Source organism: Amycolatopsis sp. NBC_01480 (assembly GCF_036227205.1).
GTDB lineage: Bacteria > Actinomycetota > Actinomycetes > Mycobacteriales > Pseudonocardiaceae > Amycolatopsis.
In genome coordinates, this window is sequence record NZ_CP109442.1 from 1,529,467 (window position 1) to 1,552,390 (window position 22,924).

The following is a 22,924-nucleotide window of genomic DNA, read 5'->3' on the forward strand; positions in this document are numbered from 1 at the left end:
GACCGCGCGGATGAACGGAGAATCAGTCACCTCCGCGTCGCTTCTCGAACCGTGGCCGGTGTGGCGGTGGGCGGTGAGCCGGTGGACCTCGTTCGACGAGTGTGCTGCCGCGTTGGATTTGACGCCTGGGGAGCTGGGCTGGTTCGCCGACGCGCGGAGCTGGAACCGGCGGACGAATTCCGTTCTGCGGCACTACTCATTCCGCTGGATTCCCACGGCGTCCGGCGGAATCCGGCTGATCGAGCGGCCGAAACCGCGGCTGGCGGAGTTGCAGCGCCGCGTCCGGCGGCACGTGCTCGACGCGCTGCCGGTGCACGAGGCGGCGCACGGATTCCGCGCGGGACGCTCGGTTCTCACCTGCGCGCAGCCGCACGCCGGGCAGCAGCTCGTGGTGCGGATGGACCTCGAAGCCTTCTTCCCGACGGTGTCCGCGCGGCGGATCCGCTCCCTGCTTGAGCTGGCGGGCTACCCCGGCGCCGTGTCGGCCGCGCTGGCCGGGATCCTGACCACGGCCACCCCCGCCGACGTCCTGCGCGAAGCCCCCGCCGGACGACGGGACCCGGCCCGCAGCCGGCTGTTGAACAGTCTCGCGGCCACCCACCTCCCGCAGGGCGCGCCGTCTTCGCCGAGCGTCGCGAACGCCGTGACGCACCATCTCGACCGCAGGCTCGCCGGGCTGGCCCGCACGCTCGGCGCGCGCTACACCCGGTACGCCGACGACCTCGCCTTTTCCGGCGACACCGGGCTTCCGCTGTACCGGCTGCTGCCCGGCGTCCGCCTGATCGTCATGAGTGAGGGCTTCCGGTTGCGCGAGGACAAGACGTCCGTGGCCGCGGCGCACCAACAACAGCGGGTGGCGGGCCTCGTCGTCAACAGCGCGCCGGCCGCCACGCGCGCGAGTTACGACGAGTTGCGCGCGGTGCTGCACAACTGCGCCCGCACCGGCCCGGCCGCGCAGAACCGCGCCGGGCACCCGGACTTCCGCGCCCACCTGCTCGGCCGGATCGGCTGGATCGCGGCGACGAGCCGGGCGCGCGGGGAGAAGCTCAAGGCGCTGTTCGACCGGATCGAGTGGCGCGCGGAACCGGGAACGGCGGGAGACTGAAGCCATGGAGAGCGACAACACCGAGAGCGTCTTCGACGTCTTCGCCGAGCTGGCGCAGCTGCCGGAGACCGCCGAAACCATGCTGGTGGACAAGTACTTCGTGGACAAGCCGTCGGCGAGCGCGCGGATCTTCCGGATCTACCGGGAGCTGCCGCTGCACTACCACACCGAATGCGACGAGCACCTGTATGTGGTGAGCGGCCGCGGCACGTTCCACCTCGACGGCCAGGAGTACGAAGCGCGGCCGGGGATGTTCCTCAGCTTCGCGAAGACCAAGGTGCACGGGTTCCCGCGGATCACCGAGCACCCGCTGGTCGTGCTGTCCGTGGACGTGCCCCGCCGCCGGCCCGACGACATCGTGTTCGTCGATCCGGAGCAGGGCGACGCCGCTTCGTTCATGGCCCGCAACAACCCGCGTTGAGACCACAATGGACGGACCTCAGGTGAGCAGCGGGTTGTACTTGCGCTCCAGCTCGGCCCAGCTGCCGGTGGACGCGACGTCGCGGGACTCGATCTTGCCCGCGCGCAGCACGAGGTCGAAGCGCTTCTCGCGCCAGGCGTAGGAGAGCAGCTCGTCGTACTGGGCCTTCGGCAGCCAGCCCTTGGCCCGGGCGGCCTCGAGCCGCACCAGGTGCCGGACGAGCTTGATGCTGTCGCGGTCCTGCTCGCGGAGCCGGGTCATGAAACGCTTCGCCTCGTCGGTCTTTCCGTCCCGGAATGCCCGGTACGCCAGGAAAAGCGAGGTCGCGGCCAGGATGTCGGACCGGCGCACGCCACCCTCCGCGGCGAGGTGCTCGGCCAGCCGGAAGCTGCGGTCGCCGGCCCCCGCGACCACCGCTTCGGCCAACGCGCGCTGCTGGCGGGTGAGATAGTCTTCGCCGCGGGACGCCACGTCATCGAGTTCCTTCACAACACCCTCCCCCTACGGCCGGGACTGCACCCGGCCGTACCTCTTGAGTAGGACCCTCGGGCGGCGCGGCAGATACATCGAATGCCCTAACGCGTTCACCTACCAGAAGGCTAGCGGTCACGATGTGTGCTCCGGGGTCGGCCCGAACGGCCCCACCCGGCGGTTTCCAGGAGTAGGTTCGGGCAAGATCGTCGGCACCGGGGGCACCATGTCGGACAAACCTCTCACCAGAGACCATTTGATCACGCTCTTGGTGAGCTCTTCCATCGGCGTCCTGTTCGGCGCCGCGTGGTGGTTCGCGGGGGCCACGACGATCCCCGACGCCACCGGGGTCCTGCGTGGACTGGACGTGGCCATCGTGCTCGCTTTCGCGGTCTGGGCGTTCCTGATCGGACGGCGCGGGGCCGAGCTGCCGTCCGGCTCCGCGGGCCGGGGCCCGTTCGGCCGCCGGTACGGCGTGGTCGTGGTGATCATGGTGGCCGCCATCATCGCGGGCTCCCGGGTGCTCGGCAGCGTTCTCGAGCGGCCCGACGCGGTGCCGGCCTGGGTGCTGCTGTGCGTCGGACTGCATTTCCTCCCGTTCTACCGGATCTTCGGCTCCCGCCGCTTCCTCGTGCTCGCCGCGGCCCTGTGCCTGCTGGCCGCGCTCGCCGTGGTCCTCGGCGGCACCGGGCAGGCCTGGGCCTGGCTCGGACTGCCCGGCTTCGGCGGCGCGCTCGCCCTGTGGGCCGCCGCGGCCGCGGGCTTCGTCGACGCGCCGTGGCCAGGCGCCGGGCGCTGATACCCTGACGCCCATGGTCGTACCCATCCACGCGCACGCAGTCCGCTAGTCGGCCGCGCCCTCGCGGCGCGCGACTTCGTGGACTGTTCTCTGACGCGTGGAAGTGGAGACTTTTGCTGGACTCACCCATGCCCGGTTTTCCGGGCTGTTCGTGGTACTCCGAAACCGGCGCCCCACCACCCCGGCGGGTGATCACGGCCGACGACACCCTCCCGGCCGCGAGCGCCTACCGCCTGGCGACGGCCGGGACCGGTTTCCTCTGGACGGGCAGCTTCCCGGGCGCCCGCCGGCTGCTGACGGCGCTGGACCGCAGGCTCCCGCGGCCTTCTGCGGACCTCGCCCCGGCCGAGGCGTTCCGGCGGCACCGGGAAGCCCGAGCTCTCCGGGCGCGGATCCTCGGGAAACTGCTGGTGCGCCTGGAACCGGGCGCCCGGCTGACCACCTCCCGGGCCCCGGACGTCCGAGCGGCGTGCGTCGAGGCGGGGTGTTCGACGGAGCGGGCTTTCCTCTGCTCGCTGCGCGATCTGCTCGGCCTGATCGGGGCGCACGAGTGGCGGCGCCGGGGCGTGCTCGTGCCCGCGCTCGGCGCGCGGATCCATCCGCATCACGGGGTGTTTTCGCCCGTCCGCGGTGAATACGTCGATCTGGTGGCGCGGGCTCCGTTGCCCACGGGGGCGCGGACCGCGCTGGACATCGGCACCGGGACCGGCGTGCTCGCGGCGGTGCTGGCCCGCCGCGGGGTGCCGTCGGTGCTCGCGTCGGATTCCTCGGCCCGCGCGGTCGCGTGCGCCGAGGACAACCTGACGCGGCTGGGACTGACCGGGCGGGTCACGGTCACCGAGGCCGACGTCTTCCCGGCGCGGGCCCGGGCGCCGCTGGTGGTGTGCAACCCGCCGTGGCTGCCGGGACGGGCGGCGTCGGCCCTCGACGCCGCGGTGTACGACCCGGGCAGCCGCATGCTGCGGGCGTTCCTCGACCGGCTGCCGCGCCACCTCGAACCGGACGGCGAGGCCTGGCTGATCCTCTCGGATTTCGCCGAGCTGGCCGGTCTTCGCACCCGCGAGGAGTTGCTGGGCCGGATCGACCGGGCGGGTATGAAGGTCGTCGGACGGCTGGACACCGCACCGCGGCACCGCCGGGCGCTTGATCCCGCCGACCCGCTGCACGCCTTGCGGGCCGCCGAAGTCACCTCGTTGTGGCGGCTGAAACCCAGCACAATGGCGGGATGAGCACGACCAGGGTCTTCCGCGGCGGCCGCGTCTTCACCGCGGACGCCGCGGGGACCGTCGCGTCCGCGGTCGCGGTGGCCGGCGGGCGGATCGTCGCGGTGGGAGGCGACCACACGGTGGCGCCGTATCTGCACGAGGCCGAAGAGGTCGTGGAGCTGGACGGACGGCTTCTGCTGCCCGGCTTCGGCGACGCGCACGTGCACCCCGTGATGGGCGGGCTCGAGCGCATCCGCTGCGACCTCTCCGGCGCGACCACCGTGGCCGCGTACGTCGAAATCATCGGCGATTACGCCCGCCGCCATCCCGGGCGTGAGTGGATCCTCGGCGGCGGCTGGGCGATGGAGGCGTTCCCCGGCGGCCGGCCGCACCGCGAAGTGCTGGACGCGGTCGCCGGGGACCGTCCCGTGCTGCTGCCCAACCGCGATCACCACTCCAGCTGGGCCAGTTCGGCGGCGCTGGCGCGGGCCGGGATCACCCGCGGCACCCCGGATCCCGCGGACGGCCGCATCGAGCGTGACGCCGACGGCGAGCCCACCGGCCTGCTGCACGAGGGCGCTGCCGACCTCGTCCGCGCGGTCGCTCCCGAGGACACCCAGGAGGATCTCGACGCGGCGCTGGCCGAGGCCCAGCGCCACCTCCACGCCCACGGCATCACCAGCTGGCAGGACGCCCTCCTGACGGTGCACGAGCCGGGCCCGTCCGCGCACGAGTCGTACCGCCGCGCCGATCTCGACGGCCGCCTCACGGCGAGGGTCGCCGGAGCTTTGTGGTGGGACCGCTCGTGCCCGCGTTCGCAGGTGGCCGAACAGGTCGCGCGGCTCGCCGCGATCCGCGCCGCCACGGACGGCCGGAATTACCGCACCGGCACGGTCAAGGTGATGCAGGACGGCGTCGTCGAAACGTTCACCGCCGCGATGCTCGAGCCGTACCTGGACTGCTGCGGCGGGGCCACCGGCAACCACGGCATCAGCTTCCTCGAACCCGATTTGCTCCGCGAGGTCACCATCGCGCTCGACGCGACCGGCTTCCAGGTGCACTACCACGCGATCGGCGACCGCGCGGTCCGCGAAGTCCTCGACGCGATCGAAGCCGCGATCGCCGCCAACGGCGCTTCGGCGCGGCGCCACCACCTCGCGCACCTCCAGGTGGTGCATCCCGACGACGTGCCGCGGTTCCACCGGCTCGGCGTCACCGCGAATCTCCAGGCTCTGTGGGCGGCCCACGAGCCGCAGATGGACGAACTCACGCTGCCGTTCCTGGGCGATCCGCGCGCCGGCTGGCAGTACCCGTTCGGCGACCTGTTACGCACCGGCGCGGCGCTCGCGATGGGCAGCGACTGGCCGGTGAGCAGCCCGGACCCGCTCGCCGCCGTCCACGTCGCCGTCACCCGCGTCGCGCCGGACGCCCCGGCGGGCACTCCCGCGCTCGGGCCGGAGCAGGCAATTCCGCTCGCGACGGCCTTGCGCGCGTACACCGCAGGCTCCGCTGCTGTGAACCACCTCGACCACGTCACGGGCTCGATCTCCGTCGGCAAGGCGGCCGACCTGGTGCTGCTCGACCGCGACCCGTTCGACGGCCCGGCCGAGCAGATCGCGGCGGCTCGGGTGGCGCGGACTTACGCGGACGGCGTCGAAGTCCACCGGTCTTGACCGCCCACCGTCCACAAAGGATCTGAGATCACAGCCAGTCGCGACGCTTGAACGAGGCGTACAGGGCCACCGAAAGCAGCACGATGACCACTGTGGACACCCAGAACCCGGACATCGTCTGGAAACCCGGATACGGCACGTTCTGCCCGTAGAACCCGGTCACCGCCGTGGGCACCGCGATGATCGCGGCCCAGCTGGTGACCTTCTTCATGATCAGGTTCAGCCGGTTGCCCTGCAGGTTCAGCTGGGTCTCGCGCACGGTCGCCACCAGGTCCCGCAACGACTCCGTCCACTCCGACGCGCGCAGCACGTGGTCGTAGACGTCCTGGAAGTACGGCATCATCACGTCGTCGACCAGGTGCTGGTCGCGGCGCATCAGCGCGTTCACCACCTCGCGCATGGGCAGCACGACCCGGCGCAGCGTGGTGAGGCTCTTGCGCAGCCGGAACGAGCGCCGTTGCAGCTCCCGCTGGTCGGGCCGCTCGTCGAAGACCAGGTCCTCCAGGGCCTCGATCTGCTCGTCGAGCGCCTGCACGCTCTCGAAGTGCCCGTCGACGACATAGTCGAGCAATCCGTGCAGCAGGAAGGAAATGCCGGATTTCGCCAGGTCCGCCGACGAGTCCCAGCGCGCGGCGACGGCCTCGATGTCGAAGCCGTCGTCCTTGCGCACGGTGACCAGCGCGCGCGGGGTGATGAACGCGGCCAGCTCCGACCGCGTGACCGCCCCGCTCTCGGGGTCGAAATGCGCCGAGTACGCGGTGAGGAACGCATGCGTCTCATACCGGTCGAGTTTCGGCCGCTGATGCTCGTGCACCGCGTCCTCGACGGCCAGCGCGTGCAGGCCCAGCTCCTCGCTGATCGCGGCGAGGTCCGCCTCGGTCGGCTCGCAGAAGTCGAGCCACACCGTGGCCGACGGGTCCTGCAGGTAGTCCGAGACCCGCTCGACCGGGAAATCCCGCTCCGCCAGCACGCCTTCGCGGTAAACCCGCGTGTACGCCACGACCTTCCGCCTTCCACCGGGGGTTCAGTTCCGCCGAACGTACCCGGCAGCGGTCAGACCCGCGCCATGCTCCTCCCGTACACCGCGGCCAGCGTCTCGACGATTCCGGCCATTCGGTCACGCAGCTCGGGCGGCGACACGACTTCGGCACCCTCGCCCAGCCCCAGGAAGCCGCGCGCGGCGTGGTCCACCGACTCGATCGGGACGACCACGCGCACCCAGCCGCCGGGCTCGGGCACCGCCGTCTCGCGTGCCGCTGCGGCCTGCACCGGCTCCAGCAAGTCGGCGATGTTCGCGAACACCTCCGGAGACAGCCGGAGCACGGCCTCGGCGCGCAGCCGCCGGGCCTCGAAATCGGCCAGGTACGCGGCCCAGTGTTGTTCCAGCACAAAGCTTTCCGGCCGGCTGAACCCGGCATCGAGCACTTCGGCGGCCTCGATCTGCGAGACGCGGTAGGTGCGCGCCGCGCCGCCGACGCCCGCCACCAGGTACCAGCTGCCGGCTTTGAGCACCACGCCGTACGGCTCCACCGTGCGGACCACCTCCCGCGGCTCCGCCCAGCGCCGGTAACGCAGGCGCAGCAACCGGCCCTGCCACGTCGCCTCGACCACCGCCGCCAGGTGCGGCACGGCCTCGCGCTGCGCGTACCAGCCCGCGGTGTCGAGGTGGAAGCGCGCCTGGACATGACCGGCGCGCTCGCGCAGGCCCTCGGGCAACGCGGCGAGCAGCTTGAGCCGCCCGGTCGCCCGCACCCCGCCGAGCCCGAGGTCGGCCGCCGCGTCCGGCAGCCCGGCCAGGAACAACGCCTCCGCCTCACCGGCGGTGAGCCCGGTCAGCCGCGTGCGGTAGCCCTCGACCAGCTGGTAGCCGCCGTCGTGGCCCGCCTCGCCGTACAGCGGGATGCCCGCCGCGGCCAGCGACTCCATGTCGCGATAAACCGTGCGCACGGAGACCTCCAGCTCCTGGGCCAGCTGCCCCGCGGTCAGCCGGCCGCGGGCCTGCAGGAGCAGCAGGGCGGACACCAGCCGGCTCGCTCTCATGGCCCCAGTGTGGCGGCGCCCACCGACAAAAACGGTCTCCGCCGATCGAGTGGTGTGACTGGCGTCACCCCATCGGGCGAAGGGACTATGTCCGGCGATGAGAACCCCCGAGAACCCCGTCCGGACCGCGCTGATCGGGCTCGTCGTGCTGGCGCTGGCCTTCGTCACCGCGCTGAACGCGCCGGACCTGCCCGTGATCGGCGACGGCACCACGTACGCGGCGGAGTTCACCGAGGCCGCCGGCCTGCAGGCCGGGAACGACGTGCGCATCGCCGGGGTGAAGGTCGGCCGCGTGTCGGCGATCGGCCTGAACGGCGCGCGCGTGCGGGTTTCGTTCAAGGTCAAGGGCGCCTGGCTCGGCGACACCACCGGCGCGGCGATCAAGCTCAAGACCGTGCTGGGCCAGAAGTACCTCGCGCTGGACCCCGAGGGCAGCGGCACCCTCGACCCGGACCAGCCGATCCCGAGTTCCCGCACCACCGTGCCGTACGACCTGCTCCCGGCGTTCCAGCAGCTTTCCGCGACCGTGGACAACATCGACACCGGGCAGCTCGCGCGGAGTTTCGAGGCCATCACCGCGACGTTCGCGAACACCCCCGCGGACGTGCGAACCACGCTCGGCGGGCTCTCCCGGCTGTCGGACACCATCGCCTCGCGCGACCGCGGGCTGACGCAGCTGCTCGCGAACACCCGGCAGGTCTCGTCCACGCTGGCCGACCGCGACGCGGAGGTCCAGCGCCTGTTCACCGACGGCAACCAGCTGCTCGACGAGGTCCGCCGCCGCGAGTCCGCGATCTCCGCCCTGCTCGGCGGCTCACGCGAACTCGCGACCCAGCTGTCCGGCCTGATCGAGGACAACGACCACACGCTAGGCCCCGTGCTCACCCAGCTCGATCAGCTCACGTCGCTGCTGCAACGCAACCAGGACTCACTCGCCAAGGGCATTCAGGCGTTCGCGCCGTTCATCCGCTTCGCCACCAACTTGTCCGGCAACGGCCGCTGGATCGACGGTTACCTGTGCGGCCTGCTGCCGCCCTCGGTCGGGCCGCTCAACGAGCCGGGGTGCTTCGGCTGACGTCGTCGGCCGCGGGCCGGTCGAGGCCGGGCACGCCGGTGATGCGCACGGTCACCTGGTTGTCGTTGTAGGTGTAGGCCTCGTAGGTGAACTCGACGCCGGTCTTCTCGACGTGCTCCATCCAGGCGCGGTACTCGTGCCGCTTCCAGCCCGGGAAGTTGAAGAACTCGTCGAAGTGCACGATGCTGCCCGGTCGCAGGCGCGGGCCGACGAGGTCCAGCACGGTCTTGGCCGAGCTGTACAGGTCGCCGTCCACGTGCAGGAAATCGACGTGGCCCTGGTGCTTTTCCAGGAATCCCGGGAGGCTGTCGGCGAACAGGCCCACCACGAGTTCGGCACCGGGGACGTCCGGCAGGTCGTCACGCGCGAAGGCGCCGGCGGGCATGCCGTTCAGCCACGCTTCGGGCAGGCCCTCGAACGAATCGAAGCCGTAAACCTCGACGCCGCCGCGCGCGCCCGCGATGGTACGCAAGGTGTTTCCCGACGCGACCCCGAATTCCAGCGCCATGCCCCCGGTCGGCGCGAGCGAAAGCGCGAACTTCAGCGTCTCCGGCGGGCTGCCGAAATGCTTGGCGCCGATCAGGCTTTCGCGGGCGAAGATGTTGCTCTCCAGCGCCGCGTCCTGGTCGCCGGCGTAGACGATGTCGCGGCGGCTGCGGATCTCGAACTCGACCACCCGGTCGAGGAGCCGGTCACCCTGCTGGACGATCTCGGCGCGCAGCTGTTCGCGCATCCGGCCCAATTGGTCCTGCATTCCGTTCAGCTGATCGGTGTACGGGTCATGCAGCCGGGCGGCGGCGCGGCGCAGCACCGTGCCCGCCTTGCGCCGCAGGGCCCCGCTCAAAGTCCTTGCAGTCAAACGATCTTCGCGCTGATGGTCCATTCACGGACGGTACACAACGGGCAATCGGCCACCTCGGCGCGGGGCGGTCTACCCGCGGGTAACGACGACTGTCCCCTGCGCCACGGCGCACAGTGCCGACGTGCCGTCTTCGTCCACTGTGTACAGATCGCAGCGGGAGGTCGCGCGCGAGCGGCCGGACTGGACGACCACGGCTTCGGCCCGCAGCTTCGGACCGCCGGCGGGCTTGAGGTAGTCGATGGTGAAGCCAGCGGTCAGCACGGCCGGGCCGAGAACGGCGCCGGCGGCGAACGTGAGGGTGTTGTCCGCGGCGTACGCGAGCACCCCGCCATGGACGTAGCCATTCTGCTGTCGCAACTCTTCGCGGATGTCGAGCTCGATCGTCGCGCGGCGGTCGCCGAACTCCGTCAGCCGAGCGCCGAGCAAAACGGAGAACGGCTGCGACGCGAGCCCTGCACGAGCGGCGGCGAGATCCATCGAGGCTCCTCACTTCAGTAGTGAAGTGAGGATGGCGCCCGGCGAGCCGCACTGTCGAGATCGGGGCCATGTCCGACGACCAGCGCCTGTTCTTTTTGTTGCAACGGGCTGCCCACCAGCTCCGCGTAACCGGCGACCGGCGCTGCCTCGCCGCCGCCGGCATCACGACGGCCCAGCTCGGAGCGTTGTTCACCGTCCAGGACCGGCCCGGGCTCACCCAACGCGAACTGGCCGCGGAGCTGGGCCAACGGGAATCGGCGGTGACGGCGATGATCGGGCGGTTGGTGGAGGGTGGGCTGATCGCGAAACGGCCGCATCCTCGGCAGCACCGGGCGGTGGTCCTGGAGCTGACCGACGCGGGCGCCCGGGCGCTCGTTCGGGCTCGGCCTGAGGTCGACCGGGTCAATGCCGAGCTACGGGCACTGGTCGGGGACTCCGACTACACGCGTACGGCGGCCGCGTTGCAGCGGCTAGCCGACTGGGGGCTATAGCAGCGGCCCTGGCCCACCCGGGCCTCGGATGCTCTGAAGGTCACCTTGAGGGCATCCAGGTCCCTCAAGGTGACCTTCAGAGCGTCACCCACCCTGCTGCAGCCGAATGGCCGCCGTAGCAGGGTGTGGCCCAGGCGTCACCCCCTGCACCCCTGCTCGTTTTTCCCTGGAAACTTCCAGCCCCGACCATGGCACCGTGGTGACCATGACGGCACGCGCCTGGTGGGCCTGGCAAACACTGCGATCCGCGGCGATCGCCTATCGCGGGACGCGGCGGCGGGCCCGGTCGTGAGTGTTCATGACGGTTAGAACCGTCATGAACACTCACGACTCAGCGGCGCGTTACCGGTCCGGGGACTCGCTGCCGCCCTGCTGCTCGGCGAGGAAACGCTCGAACTGCGAGCCCAGCTCCTCCGCCGTGGGCATGTGCTCCTTGGACTCCGCGAGCAGGCTGTCGTGCGCGGCGGCCTCGACGAACGTGTCGTACTGGCGCTCCAGCGCGCGCACCACGTCGGCGACCTCGTCGGACTCCGAGACCTGGCGGTCGATCTCCGCGGTGGCCACGTCGGCGGCCGCGCGCAGCTCGCCGTCGGGCAGGTTCAGACCAGTCGCGCGGCCAAGGGCCTCGAAGACCTTCAGCGCGGCCGACGGATAGGCCGACTGGGCCAGGTAGTGCGGCACGTGCGCGGCGAAGCCCATCGCGTCGTGGCCCAGCTCGCCGAGGCGGAACTCGATCAGCGCCGCGACGCTGCCGGGCACCTGCATGCGGTTGGGCAGCGGCTGGTGGTCGCCCACCAGCTCACCGCGCGTCGCGTGGGCCGTGACGCCCAGCGGGCGCGTGTGCGGGGTGCCCATCGGGATGCCGTGGTAACCGACGGTCAGGCGCACGCCCCAGCGTTCCACCAGCTGCTTGACCGCGGTGGCGAAGCGCTCCCAGTCGTGGTCCGGCTCCGGACCGGACAGCAGCAGGAACGGCGTGCCGTCGGTGTCGTGCATCAGCCGGACGGTCAGCTCGGGCGCCTCGTAGTCCTCCCAGTGGTCCACCGCGTAGGTCATCGGCGGGCGGCGGGAGCGGTAGTCGATCAGCCGGTCGACGTCGAACCGCGCGATCACGCGGCCCTTGACCTCGTTCGTCAGGTGGTCGGTGACCAGCCGGCCGGTGGAACCCGCGTCCATGAAGCCTTCGAAGAAGTGCAGGAGCACGGCACCGGACAGGTCGGGGACGTCCGAATCCACCTCGTACAGTTCCTCGGGATCGAACCCCACCGGAATCCTCCTGCTGCTCGCTGTCGTACACGGACGTATCGGAGTACAACGCGGCACAACCGCGATTCCATTCCACCCACGTGGCCGAAATAGTAACGCCACGCACTCACCCGGGCCCCGGATCGGGGCATGATGACACTTGTCGTGGCCATATCTTCACGGAGTCAGGCACGCTGAGCAGGTGACCGTAGAGAACACCAGCACGTTGCGCCTGCGTCTGCGCCCACCGGCGCACCGGGTGAGCCGCAAAGCCGTCGGCCAGTGGACGGTGTCCGCGGCGATCGGCTGGATCGTCGTGATCGGCATCCAGGCGGTGGTGGTGGCGACCAGCGACGACCCGCCGTCGTGGCTGTCCGTGACGCTGACGATCTGCTGTGTGCTCGCCGCGGCGCACCTGATCGTGATGCCGCAGTGGCGCTACCGCGTGCACCGCTGGGAGGTCACCGGCGAAGCGGTGTACACGCAGTCCGGCTGGCTGAAGCAGGAGTGGCGGATCGCGCCGATCTCGCGGATCCAGACCGTGGACCTCGAGCGCGGGCCGATCGAGCAGCTGTTCGGGCTGGCCAAGATCACCGTGACCACGGCGTCGGCCGCCGGGCCGCTGCACATCTCCGGGCTCGACCACGAGCGCGCGGTGGAGCTGGCCGACGAGCTGACCCGCACCACGCAGGCCTCCCCCGGCGACGCGACATGACCGGCGTGACCACCGCGGAGACCACCCCGCCCATCCCGGACGCGGGCGGCGAGGGCACGGCCGGCGCGCCGTGGCACCGGCTCGACCGCCGCATGCTGCTCATCCGCCCGGTGCTGGACGTGGTGCGGTCGCTGCCCCTGCTGATCGGCACGCTGGTGCTCGGGCACGGCAACAACTGGCAGTGGATCGGGCTCGCCGCGACCGCCGTGACCGTGGCCGTCGGCATCTCGCACTGCCTCACCTCGCGCTATCGCGTCACCGCGACGCAGGTCGAGTGGCACACCGGGCTGCTGCTGCGCAAACAGCGCGCCGTGCCGCGCGACCGGATCCGCACCGTCGACGTCATGTCGGAGCCGAAACACCGGCTGTTCTCCCTCGCCGCCGTGCGGATCGGCACCGGACGGCACTCGCACGGCAAGGGCCCGGGCAAGGACGAGCTGGTGCTGGACGCCGTCACCGGCGCGGAGGCCCAGCGGCTGAGAACCCTTCTGCTGCACCGGAAAACCTCCACCACGAACGCTGAAGCGAGCACCGACGCCGAAACCGGCCCGCCGGAGCGGCTGGTCGCGGCCGTCGACAAGCGGTGGCTGCGGTACGCGCCGTTCACGCTGTCCGGCATCGCGGTGGTCGGCGCGATCGTCGGCACGCTGTACCACTTCGTGCACGAGCTGCACCTGGACCCGCTGCGTTACGGGCCGCTGCGCGAGCTGGCCCAGCAGTACACCGCCGCGCCGACGTGGCTGGTCGTGCTGCCCACGGCGGTCGGGCTGCTGCTGATCGTGGCGGCACTTTCGATCGGCGGCTACGTGCTGTCGTTCTGGAACTTCCGGCTCACCCGCGAGGACGGCGGCACGCTGCACATCCGGCGCGGCCTGGTCACCACGCGGTCGGTCTCCATCGAGGAGGACCGGCTGCGCGGCGTCGAGGTGAAGGAACCGTTGCCGCTGCGGATGGTCGGCGGCGCGAAGTGCGTCGCCGTGGCGGCCGGGCTGCGCGAGGGCAAGGGCGCGGACAAGGGCGGCGGGCTGCTCCTGCCGCCGGCGCCGATCGGGCGGGTGCACGAAGTGGTGGCGGACGTGCTGAACGAGGACATCGCCGCCGTCCCGCTCGTGCGGCACCCGCGGCGGGCGCTGACGCGGCGGCTGACCCGCGCCGTGACGGGCGTGCTGCTGCTCGCCGCGGCGCTGTTCCTGTTGGCGTGGATCAATTTCCTGCCCGCGTGGCCGTGGCAGGCGGCCCTGGTGCTGCTGCCGTTCGCGGTGCTCGTGGGCTGGGACCGCTACCGGACGCTGGGCCACGCGCTGGCCGGCAAGTACCTGGTGACGCGCTCGGGCTCGCTGGCACGCAACACCGTCGCCGTCCGCCGCGACAAGCTGACCGGCATTGTCGTGCACCGCTCGTTTTTCCAGCGGCGGGCCGGGCTGATCACGGTGGTGGCGCCGATCGCCGCGGGCAGGGGGCACTACCACGTGCTGGACGTCGACGAGACCGACGGGCTGGCGCTCGCCGACCGCGCCGTGCCGGGGCTGCTGAGCCAGTTCCTGATCGCCGAGTCCTGAAGCCGTTTCCGGGCCCTCGAAAGCAGTTCCGCGTGGTGGTCCCGCGCGGTAGGAATGGGTCATGACCCGTCTCGCGCGTCCGGAAGACCTGCCTGTGCTCCGCGAACTCGAACGGGCCGCCGGCGTGCTGTTCCGGGACGTCGGCATGGCGAAGATCGCCGACGACGAGCCGTGGTCGATCGAGGAACTCACGCCGTTCCAGGCGGACGGGCGGTGCTGGGTCACCGAGGACGCCGGGCGCGTGGTCGCGTACCTCATCGCGGAGGTGGTGGATGGGCGCGGGCACATCGAGCAGGTTTCGGTGCGGCCGAGCCACGCCCACCGCGGGCTGGGGCGCGAGCTGATCGAGACGGCGGACGAGTGGGCCGGCCGGCTCGGGCTGCCCGCGCTGACCCTCACCACGTACACCGAGGTGCCGTGGAACGCGCCCTACTACACGAGGCTCGGCTTCCGCGTCCTGCCGAGCGCGGAACTGGGCCCCGAGCTGCGGGAAATCCGCGCCACGGAGATCTCGCGCGGCCTCGACGAGTGGCCGCGCGTGGCCATGATCCGCAACCGCTGACCTGCGGTTTTACCCACCCGGGCGACTTGGGTCGCCCGCGCGGGGGACCCGATTTGCGAGCTGATTCGAACACGTGTTCTACTGGTCGAGCCGGTCCCGGAGGGGGAAGCTCCGCGGGCCGGCTCCCACTACGAGGAGGCAGCGTGGCGGTCAAGATCACCCATCTCACCAACGGCCAGCAGGTCCGCTTCGCCAACGCGGACGGCGCCCGCCGCTACGCCGAGATCATGGGCGGCGGCATCGACAAATGGGACTTCACCGTGGTCCCGGGTGAGGCGGGGCTGCCGCAGGTGTCGGGGGCGGTCGTCAACGTGCCGGTGTGGCGGATGACGTCTCAGTAAGGCGGAATCCCTTGTGCAGCCGGGAATCCGTGGTCACTGCTCAGGGCCGCGAGCCGGGGCCAGGTCCTGGAGGCCGACGACCCGCAGAAGTTCAAGGCGTTCGTACGTCTCCGTGCCGGGCTGCGCCGAATGCACGATGAGCTGCTGGCTGTGGCCGTCGCTGAGCAGTACCTCGCAGTCGAGGTCGAGGGCGCCGACCACCGGGTGCCGGAAACTCTTCGGCGAGGGGCGGCGGACCACGACGTCGTGCGACTCCCACAGAGCCTCGAATTCCGTTGAGGCAGCACGGAGTTCGGCCACCAGGGCGGCCCGGGGTCGTCCGGGCGGGCCGCGGTGACCGCACGCAGGCTCGCCACGTGCGCGCGGGCGTGCGCCTCGTGCTTCTCGGGCGGGGCCAGATCCCGTGCGCCCGGCACCAGGAACCAGCGGCGGATCATGTTCGTCCCGGTGTGGTCGCCAGCCAGTGCCACGGACATGGCGTTCTGCGCGAGCAGTTCGCCCCAATCGCTCATCACCGAAGCCGGCAGGTCGTGGAGGCGATCCAGGATCAGCAGCAGTCCGGGGCGGATGTGGTCCGAGGAGCCGCCGGGCCGCGGCGGCTCGTCGCCGGCCAGGTGGAACAGGTGGTCGCGTTCGACGTCGGTGAGCCGTAGCGCGCGGGCGAGGGCGACCAGCATCTGGCGTGACGGGTGGGAGCCGCGGCGCTGCTCCAGGCGCGTGTAGTAGTCCGCGGACATCCCCGCCAGCTGCGCCACCTCCTCGCGGCGAAGCCCCGGCGTCCGGCGCCGCGGACCCGCGTTCAGGCCCACGTCGGACGGGCTCAGACGCGCGCGGGCGCGGCGCAGGAAGTCGGCGAGTTCGATTCGGTCCACGGTGCCATGATCCTCCGCGCCCGGACGCGTATCCAGGGAGAGCAAGTCCCTGGACAAGCGCGTCTCTCCCGCCGCCGCCGCGTTGCCCGCACGCTGGGCTCATGGTTACGACAACGAGGAGGCAGCCGTGCTGACATTGGTGACGGGAGCGACGGGCCAGGTCGGACGCCGGTTCGTGCCGCGCCTGCTGCAGAGCGCGGCACCCGGCGACGAGGTGCGGGTGCTGGTTCGGGACGCGGCGCGCGGCGAACGGTTCGCCGAGCTCGGCGCCCAGGTGCTGATCGGCGACCTGCGTGATGCGGAAGTGCTCGGCAAGGCGACGGCGGGCGTGGACGCGGTGGTGAACGTCGCCGCCGCGTTCCGCGGGGTGCCGGACGAGGAGGCGCGCGCGGTCAACCGGGGCGCGGCCATCGAGCTCGGCCGGGCCGCGGTGGCCTCCGGGGTACGGCGATTCGTGCAGGTCAGCACCGGGCTCGTATACGGCTCGGGCCGCGGCCGGGCGCTGGTCGAGGACGACGAGACGGTGCCGGGCGACCATCTCTGGGGTGCCTACCCCGAGTCTAAATGGGAGGCCGAGCAGGCGCTCAAGGCGATGGACGGCCTCGGCGACCTGCGCATCGGCCGGTTGCCGTTCGTCTACGGCGACGGCGATCCGCACCTGGGCGACGTGATGAAGCACGCGGCGAACTGGCCCGCCATGCAGCGCCTGCACATGGGCCATCACCTGGACGTGGCCCAGGGTCTGCAGCGGCTGCTCTACGCACCCGGGGCCCACGGCGTTTACAACATCGCCGACGACGCCCCGGTCACCATGGCCGACCTCTTCCAGTTCCACGGCCTGGAGGTGCCGCCGGAGGCGTCCGCCAAGGAAACCCCGGACCCGTGGCACAGCGTGATGTCGACGACCCGGATCCGCCGCGAACTGGGCTACCGCCCGCTGGTCCCGTCGGTGTGGACGGCGCGGGAAGCCGGGCTGCTGTAACCGGGACCGGCCGCCACCGGACAACGGTGACGGCCGGGCCGGGGCTCAGGACTTCAGCCGGTCCAACGCCTTCGGCAACGCAGCCGCCAACATGTCCAGCTCCGGCTCCGCAGCGATCAACGGCGGAGACACCACAATGCCCTTGGCCACCGGACGAACCAGCACACCCTCCTCACGGATCAGCCGCTGGAGCCGACCCGGCGCACCAGGATCCGCCGCGAGCGTTTCCGCGCTCAGCTCGACCGCGGCGAGAAAGCCCAGCCCGGCGCGGACTTCGCCGACCAACGGGTGGACGGCGGCATCCGCGAGGGCGTCGGCGAGGGGCTTCTCCAGTTCGCGGCCGCGGGGAATCAGGTTGTCGCGCTCGTAGATGTCCAGGGTCGCGTTCGCGGCGGCGCAGGCGACCGGGTGGCCCGAGTACGTCGGGCCGTGGCGCAGCGCCGGGGCGCCCGGCTCACCCGTGAAAAACGGCTCCGCGACGTGGGGCGCGACCAGCAGCGCGGCCAGCGGCACGGTCCCGCCGGTGATGCCTTTCGCGGTGGTGATCAGGTCCGGCTGCACGGCCCAGCGGTCGATGCCGAACCAGGTGCCCAGCCGGCCGAACGCGGCGATCACGCAGTCCGCCACGAACAGCACGTCGTGCCGGCGGCAGATCGCCGCGACCTCCTCGATGTAGCCCTCCGGCGGGAGCAGCACCCCGCCCGCGCCGATCACCGGCTCGCAGAAGAACGCGGCCACCTGGTCGGCGCCGAGCCGCTGGATCTCGGCTTCCAGCGCCGCCGCGCTGTCGTACGCGATGTGCGAGAAACCCTCCAGCAGCGGCCCGAAACCCTGGGCGTTCACGGAAATCCCGCCGACGGCCGTGCCGAACCCGTGCGTGCCGTGGTACCCCTGCACCCGGCCGATCACGTGGGTCTTCGACGGCCGCCCGGTGTTCGCGAAGTACGCGCGGGCGATCTTCACCGCCGTGTCCACCACGTCGCCGCCGCCGGAGCCGAGGAACACCTTGGACCCCGGCGTCGGCGCCAGCGCGGAAAGCCGCAAAGCCAGCTCCAGCGCCGGCTCGTTCGCGTAGTAGCCGAAGAGGTTGTACGAGTCGAGCTTCTCGAGCTGGGCCGTCACGGCGCGGGTGATTTCCGGCCGCCCGTGGCCGAAGTTGGCGTACCAGAGCGAAGCGGTCGCGTCGAAGTACTTCCGGTCCGCGTCGTCCCAGACGTACGAGCCCTCGCCGCGGGTGATGATCATGCGGTCGCCGTCCACGGCGCCCATGTCCGCGAACGGGTGCCACAGGGGGTTCAGCGGCTGGTCGGCCATGTCTTTCCTCCTCGGATTCGGGGCCGGCATCACAGTAAGGGCGGGTCAGAACTCCGCGATCTCCGCCGCGGAATAACCCAGCTCGGCCAGCACCTCGGCGGTGTGCTGGCCCAGCGTCGGCGGCGCGGACGTCGGCCTCGGCTGGGTGTCCGACGCCTTGATCGGGAACCCGTTGCCGAGGTAGGTCCCGACGGTCGGGTGCGGCAGCCGCACGACCTGGTCCCGCTCGGCCGCCCACGGGTCGGCGTACACGTCGTCGATGTCGTTGATCGGCGCGGCCGGAATGCTCGCCGCGTCGAAGGTCTTCATCCAGTCCTCGACGGTACGCGTCACGAGCACCTCGCCCAGCCGGGCGTTCAGCTCGTCGCGGTTCGCCGCGCGCGCAGCGTTGGTGGCGAACTTCGGGCCCTCGGCGATGTCCAGCTCCAGCACCCGGCACAGCGCGCGCCACAGCTTCTCGCTGCCGATCGCGACGATCAGCCAGCCGTCGGACACGTGGTACGCCTGGTACGGGACGATGCTGGGGTGCGCCGAGCCCATCCGGCGCGGCCGCGGCGCGTCGTAGAAATGCGCGCCGGCGGCGTAGACGTGCCAGGCGAGCTGGGCGTCGAGCAGCGAGACGTCGAGGTACTGGCCGCGCCCGGTCGTGTGCCGGGCCTGCAACGCCATCAGCACGGCGATGATGGCCCAGGTGCCCGCGTTCAGGTCGGCGACGGGCAGGCCCACCTTCGCGGGCGCGCCGTCCGGCTCGCCGGTCAGCCCCATCACGCCGCCCATCGCCTGCGCGACGAGGTCGTAACCCGGCCGGTCGCGGTACGGCCCGGTCTGGCCGAACCCGGTGATCGACACGTGGATCAGCCGCGGGTTCAGCGCCGACAGCTCGGCGTAGGACAGGCCCCACTTCTCGAGCGTGCCCGGGCGGAAGTTCTCGACGAGCACGTCGGCGTCCGCCAGCAGCCGGCGGACGGCTTCGCGGCCGCGCTCGCTCTTGAGGTCGAGCACGATCCCGCGCTTGTTCCGGTTCGCCGCGAGGAAGTAGACCGCGTCGTCCCCCTCGCCGACGAACGGCGGCCCCCACAGCCGGGTGTCGTCGCCGTGTCCTGGCGGCTCGACCTTGACCACGTCCGCGCCCATCTCGCCGAGGTACTGCGTGCAGTACGGCCCGGCGAGGATCCGGGACAGGTCAACGACCTTGATCCCGTCGAGTGGACGGACCTCGGGCATGCACGGCTCCTCGCGGTTCGGGCTTGATCTCCTTTCTACCTCGCGAAGCCCGGATTCCCTACCAACGGCCGCTTGACGGCGAACCTGTGTGTGATGTTGATTGTTGAGTGAGTTTGTGCAGAGTTGCGCACTCCTGGAGGAATCTATGCGTCGTCTTGTGGGTCTGCTGGCCGTCAGTGCACTGGCCGCGGGCTTGACCACCGCCTTCACCACCCCGGCCGCCGTGGCCGCACCGGCCGCCCCGGCCCCGTTCGCCGCCCAGCAGGCCGCCGGCGCGCTGCCGCCGATGGGCTGGAACAGCTGGAACAAGTTCGGCTGCAACATCAACGAGGAGCTGATCCGCGAGACCGCGGACGCCATCGTCAGCTCCGGGTTGAAGGACGCCGGCTACCAGTACGTCAACATCGACGACTGCTGGGCCGAGCACGACCGCAACGCCGAGGGGAAGTTCGAGCCCAACCACCAGCGTTTCCCGAGCGGAATCAAGGCCCTGGCCGACTACGTGCACGCGAAGGGCCTCAAGCTCGGCATCTACACCAGCGCGGGCACGATGACCTGCGCGCAGACCATGCCCGGTGGGCTCGACCACGAGGACGTCGACGCGCAGACCTTCGCGGACTGGGGCGTGGACTACCTCAAGTACGACAACTGCAACAACCAGGGCCGCCCGGCGATCGAGCGTTACACGAAGATGGGCGACGCGATCAAGAAGACCGGCCGTCCGATGGTCTACGCGCTGTGCGAGTGGGGCGAGAACCAGCCGTGGCTGTGGGGCAAGAGCTCCGGCGCGCAGCTGTGGCGCACCACCGGCGACATCAGCGACAACTGGGCCAGCATGACCGGCATCCTGGACCAGCAGGTGGGGCTCGAGAAGTACTCCGGCCCGGGTGGCTGGAACGACCCGGACATGCTCGAGGTCGGCAACGGCGGCATGACCGACGCCGAGTACCGCTCGCACTTCGCGCTCTGGTCGCTGATGAACGCGCCACTGCTGGCGGGCAACGACATCCGCACGATGCCCGACGCCACCAAGAAGATCCTGGAGAACAAGGACATCGTCGCGCTCGACCAGGACTTCGCCGGCACGCAGGGGCACAAGGTCCGCGACGACGGCGACACCGAGGTCTGGTCCAAGCCGATGTCCGACGGCTCGGCCGCCGTGGTGCTGTTCAACCGCGGGCTGAGCGGCGCCACGATGACCAGCAGCGCCGCCGAGCTCGGCCTGTCCGGCAAGGACTTCCGCGTCCGCGACCTGTGGACCGGTACCGACACCGAGAGCACCGGCACGCTGCGGGCCCTCGTGCCCAGCCACGGCTCCGCGGTCTTCCGCGTCTGGCCGACGAAGGCCCCCACCGCCGCGCCGTCCACGACGTTCTCCCTCGACCCGGGCGCGTACTTCCCCGCGGGCAAGCCGTTCACCGTGAAACTGAGCCTGACCAACGACGGCAGCACCCCGGTCGCCGCCGCGCGGGTGAAGGTGACCGCGCCGGCCGGCTGGCGGCTCGACGGGCGCGGCGACATGTTCGTGCCCGTGGTGCTGCCGGGCAAGACCTGGCAGCAATCGGTGCAGGTGCAACCGGTGAATCCCAGTGGTGACAAGGTTTCCATGTCCGCGGACGTCTCGTACTTGACCGCTTGGGGCGCCCGGAAACTGTCGGCCGACGCCAGCGGACCGGTGGTCACCCCGCTGCCGCCGGGCGTGAACCCGATGTCGAAGGCGCCGTTCGTGGTCAGCGAAAACGGCTGGGGCCCGGTGGAGCGCGGCACCAGCAACGGCGAGAACCAGGCCGGCGACGGCAACCCGATCACCATCAACGGCCAGGTCTACCCGGACGGCCTCGGGGCGCACGCGCCTTCGCTGGTCCGCGTTTACCTCGGCGGCGGATGCACCTCGTTCAGCTCGGTGGTCGGCCTGGACGACGAGTTCGCCACCGGCAGCATCACCTTCGAGGTCCACGGTGACGGGAAAACCCTGGCCTCGACCGGCGTCTTCCGGCACGGCGCCCCGGCGCAAACGCTGAACGTGCCGCTCAAGGGCGTCCAGATGCTGGACCTCATCGTCACCGACGGCGGCGACGGCAACAACACCGACCACGCCGACTGGGCCAACGCGGCGGTCACCTGCTGAGCAGTCCCGGCCGGACGGACGACCCGCTCGGGGAAACCCGGGCGGGCCGTTCCGCGTCCGGGCGCGGGCCGGGACAATGGGGCATGGGCAAAACCGAGGCCGAGCACTGGATGCTGACCGGGGAGCGGGGCGGCCGGCCGCTGCCGGAGGTGGTGGTCCGGCGGTGGTCGTGGTTCCGGCGGCGGGCCCGGAGCAGCCGCCGGAACTACGTGACCGCCGAGGTGGTCAGCGTGGTCGCCGCGGCGGCCGTGCCGGTGTTCGCCGCGCTGCGGTGGGACGTGGCGCTGAGCGCGATCGCCGGGGCCGTCGTGCTGATCGCCACGACCGTGCGCACCGTGCTGGGCTTCCACGACGACTGGGTCGAGTACGTCCGGCTCCGGTTCGATCTGGAACGGGAGGCCAGCGCGTTCCTCTACCGCATCGAGCCGTACGAACGGAAGACACCGAAGCGGTGCGCACGCTCGTGATCCGCAACGACGACCTCGCCGCCGCTTCACGGAGCGGCTGGCTCAACCGCCGTCAACAGCTCGCCGCCACACCGTCGCCATCCCCGCACGGGGAGAAGGCCCCGTGAACCTCAGCGAACGCCGAGGTCGAAGTCCACGCTGTAGCGGTTCGAGGGCATCGCCCCGGCGGCCTTGGCGCCGTCCACCGGGAGCACCGCGCCGCTGATGAACCGGGATTCGTCGCTGGCCAGGAAAACGATGGCCTTCGCCACTTCCCACGCCTCGCCGACGCGGGCGGCGGGGGTGCTGGCCACGAGCTGGTGCTGCTTGGCTTCGAAGTCGTCCGGCGACGCGAGCGTCGAGCGCAGCATGTCGGTGTCGATGGCGCCCGGGTTGACGGTGTTCGCGCGGATGCCCTGGTGCGCGTGCGCCACCGCGATCGACTTCGTCAGGCCGACGAGTGCGTGCTTCGTGGCGTTGTAAACCGGGTCGGCGGGGCGGCCCATCATCCCGCCGTTCGACGAGGTCGTGACGATGCTGCCCGCGCGCTGCTCGATCATGTGCGGCAGCACCGCGCGGGTGCCGAGGAAGGCCGCGCGCACGTTCAGCGCGAAAATGTTGTCGAACTCCTCGAGCGTGGTTTCGGCCAGCGGCTTCGCCAGGTGGATGCCGACGTTGTTGACCAGCACGTCGATCCGCCCGGCCGTGGCCAGCGCGCCGGCCACGAAGGTCGCGACCTGCTCCTCGTCCGTCGCGTCCGCGAGGGCGTACTGCGCGCCCTCGACCGGCGACTCGGGCTCGCGGATGTCGCTCGCGAACACCGTCGCGCCCTCGGCGACGAACTCCCGCACCGTGGCGAGCCCGATCCCCCGCGCGCCACCGAAAACCACCGCGACCTTGCCGGCCAACCGACCCAT

Annotated in this window: 23 protein-coding genes and 1 pseudogene; 14 read left to right on the forward strand and 10 right to left on the reverse strand. The window is 71.2% G+C overall.

What is annotated here, in order from left to right:
- Positions 1-10: 10 nt before the first annotated feature.
- Both OG371_RS07140 and OG371_RS07145 read left to right on the forward strand, forming a co-directional pair.
- Positions 11-1,105, forward strand: a complete 1,095-nt coding sequence (locus OG371_RS07140; RefSeq protein ID WP_329066795.1) for a reverse transcriptase family protein — start codon at positions 11-13, stop codon at positions 1,103-1,105.
- 4 nt (positions 1,106-1,109) lie between these two features.
- Positions 1,110-1,526 carry a cupin domain-containing protein gene (locus tag OG371_RS07145; protein ID WP_329066797.1) on the forward strand — a complete coding sequence of 139 codons (417 nt, stop codon included), beginning with the start codon at positions 1,110-1,112 and terminating at the stop codon, positions 1,524-1,526.
- Between the two features lie 18 nt (positions 1,527-1,544).
- Here OG371_RS07145 and OG371_RS07150 read toward each other — a convergent pair whose 3' ends face one another.
- A complete protein-coding gene (locus tag OG371_RS07150; RefSeq protein ID WP_329066799.1) occupies positions 1,545-2,015 on the reverse strand; it encodes a hypothetical protein in 471 nt (156 codons plus the stop codon).
- 253 nt (positions 2,016-2,268) lie between these two features.
- Between OG371_RS07150 and OG371_RS07155 the strand changes: the two genes are divergently transcribed.
- The 3 genes from OG371_RS07155 (at position 2,269) to OG371_RS07165 (ending at position 5,674) form a co-directional block, all read left to right on the forward strand.
- Positions 2,269-2,796, forward strand: coding sequence for a DUF7010 family protein (locus OG371_RS07155; protein WP_329066801.1), 528 nt, complete (start codon positions 2,269-2,271; stop codon positions 2,794-2,796).
- 128 nt (positions 2,797-2,924) lie between these two features.
- A complete protein-coding gene (locus OG371_RS07160) occupies positions 2,925-4,025 on the forward strand; it encodes a class I SAM-dependent methyltransferase (RefSeq protein WP_329066802.1) in 1,101 nt (366 codons plus the stop codon).
- Positions 4,022-5,674, forward strand: coding sequence for an amidohydrolase (locus tag OG371_RS07165; protein ID WP_329066803.1), 1,653 nt, complete (start codon positions 4,022-4,024; stop codon positions 5,672-5,674). The genes OG371_RS07160 and OG371_RS07165 overlap by 4 nt, the downstream gene beginning before the upstream one ends.
- A 28-nt stretch (positions 5,675-5,702) precedes the next feature.
- Here the strand turns inward: OG371_RS07165 and OG371_RS07170 are convergent, their stop codons facing one another.
- Together OG371_RS07170 and OG371_RS07175 are read right to left on the reverse strand one after the other, a co-directional pair.
- On the reverse strand, positions 5,703-6,674 hold the full coding sequence (locus OG371_RS07170; protein WP_329066805.1) for a magnesium transporter CorA family protein: 972 nt from the start codon (positions 6,672-6,674) through the stop codon (positions 5,703-5,705).
- A gap of 53 nt (positions 6,675-6,727) precedes the next feature.
- Complete coding sequence (locus OG371_RS07175) at positions 6,728-7,714, reverse strand: helix-turn-helix transcriptional regulator (protein WP_329066806.1); 987 nt, start codon at positions 7,712-7,714, stop codon at positions 6,728-6,730.
- Between the two features lie 97 nt (positions 7,715-7,811).
- On the opposite strand from OG371_RS07175, the gene OG371_RS07180 reads away from it, so the two are divergent.
- Complete coding sequence (locus tag OG371_RS07180) at positions 7,812-8,789, forward strand: MCE family protein (protein WP_329066809.1); 978 nt, start codon at positions 7,812-7,814, stop codon at positions 8,787-8,789.
- Here OG371_RS07180 and OG371_RS07185 read toward each other — a convergent pair.
- Together OG371_RS07185 and OG371_RS07190 are read right to left on the reverse strand one after the other, a co-directional pair.
- Positions 8,764-9,672, reverse strand: coding sequence for a class I SAM-dependent methyltransferase (locus OG371_RS07185; RefSeq protein WP_329066811.1), 909 nt, complete (start codon positions 9,670-9,672; stop codon positions 8,764-8,766). The two genes, OG371_RS07180 and OG371_RS07185, sit on opposite strands and share 26 nt — an antisense overlap.
- A 48-nt stretch (positions 9,673-9,720) precedes the next feature.
- Positions 9,721-10,128 (reverse strand): PaaI family thioesterase, encoded by a 408-nt coding sequence (locus OG371_RS07190; RefSeq protein ID WP_329066813.1) that lies wholly within the window; start codon positions 10,126-10,128, stop codon positions 9,721-9,723.
- Positions 10,129-10,196: 68 nt separating this feature from the next.
- Here OG371_RS07190 and OG371_RS07195 point away from each other — a divergent pair, with 68 nt between their 5' ends.
- On the forward strand, positions 10,197-10,619 hold the full coding sequence (locus tag OG371_RS07195) for a MarR family winged helix-turn-helix transcriptional regulator (protein WP_329066816.1): 423 nt from the start codon (positions 10,197-10,199) through the stop codon (positions 10,617-10,619).
- 342 nt (positions 10,620-10,961) lie between these two features.
- Here the strand turns inward: OG371_RS07195 and OG371_RS07200 are convergent, their stop codons facing one another.
- Entirely contained in the window at positions 10,962-11,885 is a 924-nt protein-coding gene (locus tag OG371_RS07200) for a proteasome assembly chaperone family protein (protein ID WP_329066818.1), read from the reverse strand.
- Positions 11,886-12,066: 181 nt separating this feature from the next.
- On the opposite strand from OG371_RS07200, the gene OG371_RS07205 reads away from it, so the two are divergent.
- From OG371_RS07205 to OG371_RS07220, 4 genes are all read left to right on the forward strand, one after another.
- Positions 12,067-12,579 carry a PH domain-containing protein gene (locus tag OG371_RS07205; RefSeq protein WP_329066820.1) on the forward strand — a complete coding sequence of 171 codons (513 nt, stop codon included), beginning with the start codon at positions 12,067-12,069 and terminating at the stop codon, positions 12,577-12,579.
- On the forward strand, positions 12,576-14,138 hold the full coding sequence (locus OG371_RS07210) for a PH domain-containing protein (RefSeq protein WP_329066822.1): 1,563 nt from the start codon (positions 12,576-12,578) through the stop codon (positions 14,136-14,138). Before OG371_RS07205 ends, OG371_RS07210 begins: the two co-directional genes overlap by 4 nt.
- 61 nt (positions 14,139-14,199) lie before the next feature.
- Positions 14,200-14,700: a GNAT family N-acetyltransferase gene (locus OG371_RS07215; RefSeq protein ID WP_329066824.1), complete on the forward strand. Its 501-nt coding sequence runs from the start codon at positions 14,200-14,202 to the stop codon at positions 14,698-14,700.
- Positions 14,701-14,843: 143 nt separating this feature from the next.
- Complete coding sequence (locus tag OG371_RS07220; RefSeq protein ID WP_329066826.1) at positions 14,844-15,041, forward strand: hypothetical protein; 198 nt, start codon at positions 14,844-14,846, stop codon at positions 15,039-15,041.
- A gap of 33 nt (positions 15,042-15,074) precedes the next feature.
- Here OG371_RS07220 and OG371_RS47360 read toward each other — a convergent pair.
- Positions 15,075-15,913, reverse strand: a pseudogene (locus OG371_RS47360) (helix-turn-helix transcriptional regulator).
- A 127-nt stretch (positions 15,914-16,040) separates the two neighbouring features.
- Between OG371_RS47360 and OG371_RS07235 the strand changes: the two are divergent.
- The gene (locus OG371_RS07235; RefSeq protein WP_329066827.1) at positions 16,041-16,895 is read left to right on the forward strand and encodes an NAD-dependent epimerase/dehydratase family protein; all 855 of its coding nucleotides are present in this window, start codon (positions 16,041-16,043) and stop codon (positions 16,893-16,895) included.
- A gap of 45 nt (positions 16,896-16,940) precedes the next feature.
- Here OG371_RS07235 and OG371_RS07240 read toward each other — a convergent pair whose 3' ends face one another.
- Both OG371_RS07240 and OG371_RS07245 read right to left on the reverse strand, forming a co-directional pair.
- The gene (locus OG371_RS07240) at positions 16,941-18,209 is read right to left on the reverse strand and encodes an aminotransferase family protein (RefSeq protein WP_329066828.1); all 1,269 of its coding nucleotides are present in this window, start codon (positions 18,207-18,209) and stop codon (positions 16,941-16,943) included.
- A 45-nt stretch (positions 18,210-18,254) separates the two neighbouring features.
- On the reverse strand, positions 18,255-19,433 hold the full coding sequence (locus tag OG371_RS07245; RefSeq protein ID WP_329066830.1) for a CaiB/BaiF CoA transferase family protein: 1,179 nt from the start codon (positions 19,431-19,433) through the stop codon (positions 18,255-18,257).
- Between the two features lie 145 nt (positions 19,434-19,578).
- On the opposite strand from OG371_RS07245, the gene OG371_RS07250 reads away from it, so the two are divergent.
- Positions 19,579-21,561: an NPCBM/NEW2 domain-containing protein gene (locus OG371_RS07250; RefSeq protein ID WP_329066832.1), complete on the forward strand. Its 1,983-nt coding sequence runs from the start codon at positions 19,579-19,581 to the stop codon at positions 21,559-21,561.
- Positions 21,562-21,644: 83 nt separating this feature from the next.
- Complete coding sequence (locus tag OG371_RS07255; RefSeq protein ID WP_329066834.1) at positions 21,645-22,028, forward strand: DUF4231 domain-containing protein; 384 nt, start codon at positions 21,645-21,647, stop codon at positions 22,026-22,028.
- A 110-nt stretch (positions 22,029-22,138) separates the two neighbouring features.
- On the opposite strand, the gene OG371_RS07260 is transcribed toward OG371_RS07255, so the two are convergent.
- Positions 22,139-22,924, reverse strand: a complete 786-nt coding sequence (locus tag OG371_RS07260; RefSeq protein WP_329066835.1) for an SDR family NAD(P)-dependent oxidoreductase — start codon at positions 22,922-22,924, stop codon at positions 22,139-22,141.

Excerpts from the sequence above, each read along its gene's own strand:
- OG371_RS07180 (WP_329066809.1), top strand. The coding sequence starts at position 7,812 with ATGAGAACCCCCGAGAACCCCGTCCGGACCGCGCTGATCGGGCTCGTC.
- OG371_RS07195 (WP_329066816.1), top strand. The coding sequence starts at position 10,197 with ATGTCCGACGACCAGCGCCTGTTCTTTTTGTTGCAACGGGCTGCCCAC.
- OG371_RS07165 (WP_329066803.1), top strand. The coding sequence starts at position 4,022 with ATGAGCACGACCAGGGTCTTCCGCGGCGGCCGCGTCTTCACCGCGGAC.
- OG371_RS07145 (WP_329066797.1), top strand. The coding sequence starts at position 1,110 with ATGGAGAGCGACAACACCGAGAGCGTCTTCGACGTCTTCGCCGAGCTG.
- OG371_RS07190 (WP_329066813.1), bottom strand. The coding sequence starts at position 10,128 with ATGGATCTCGCCGCCGCTCGTGCAGGGCTCGCGTCGCAGCCGTTCTCC.
- OG371_RS07240 (WP_329066828.1), bottom strand. The coding sequence starts at position 18,209 with ATGGCCGACCAGCCGCTGAACCCCCTGTGGCACCCGTTCGCGGACATG.
- OG371_RS07175 (WP_329066806.1), bottom strand. The coding sequence starts at position 7,714 with ATGAGAGCGAGCCGGCTGGTGTCCGCCCTGCTGCTCCTGCAGGCCCGC.
- OG371_RS07245 (WP_329066830.1), bottom strand. The coding sequence starts at position 19,433 with ATGCCCGAGGTCCGTCCACTCGACGGGATCAAGGTCGTTGACCTGTCC.
- OG371_RS07255 (WP_329066834.1), top strand. The coding sequence starts at position 21,645 with ATGGGCAAAACCGAGGCCGAGCACTGGATGCTGACCGGGGAGCGGGGC.
- OG371_RS07210 (WP_329066822.1), top strand. The coding sequence starts at position 12,576 with ATGACCGGCGTGACCACCGCGGAGACCACCCCGCCCATCCCGGACGCG.
- OG371_RS07260 (WP_329066835.1), bottom strand. The coding sequence starts at position 22,924 with ATGGGTCGGTTGGCCGGCAAGGTCGCGGTGGTTTTCGGTGGCGCGCGG.
- OG371_RS07185 (WP_329066811.1), bottom strand. The coding sequence starts at position 9,672 with ATGGACCATCAGCGCGAAGATCGTTTGACTGCAAGGACTTTGAGCGGG.
- OG371_RS07160 (WP_329066802.1), top strand. The coding sequence starts at position 2,925 with ATGCCCGGTTTTCCGGGCTGTTCGTGGTACTCCGAAACCGGCGCCCCA.
- OG371_RS07250 (WP_329066832.1), top strand. The coding sequence starts at position 19,579 with ATGCGTCGTCTTGTGGGTCTGCTGGCCGTCAGTGCACTGGCCGCGGGC.
- OG371_RS07140 (WP_329066795.1), top strand. The coding sequence starts at position 11 with ATGAACGGAGAATCAGTCACCTCCGCGTCGCTTCTCGAACCGTGGCCG.
- OG371_RS07215 (WP_329066824.1), top strand. The coding sequence starts at position 14,200 with ATGACCCGTCTCGCGCGTCCGGAAGACCTGCCTGTGCTCCGCGAACTC.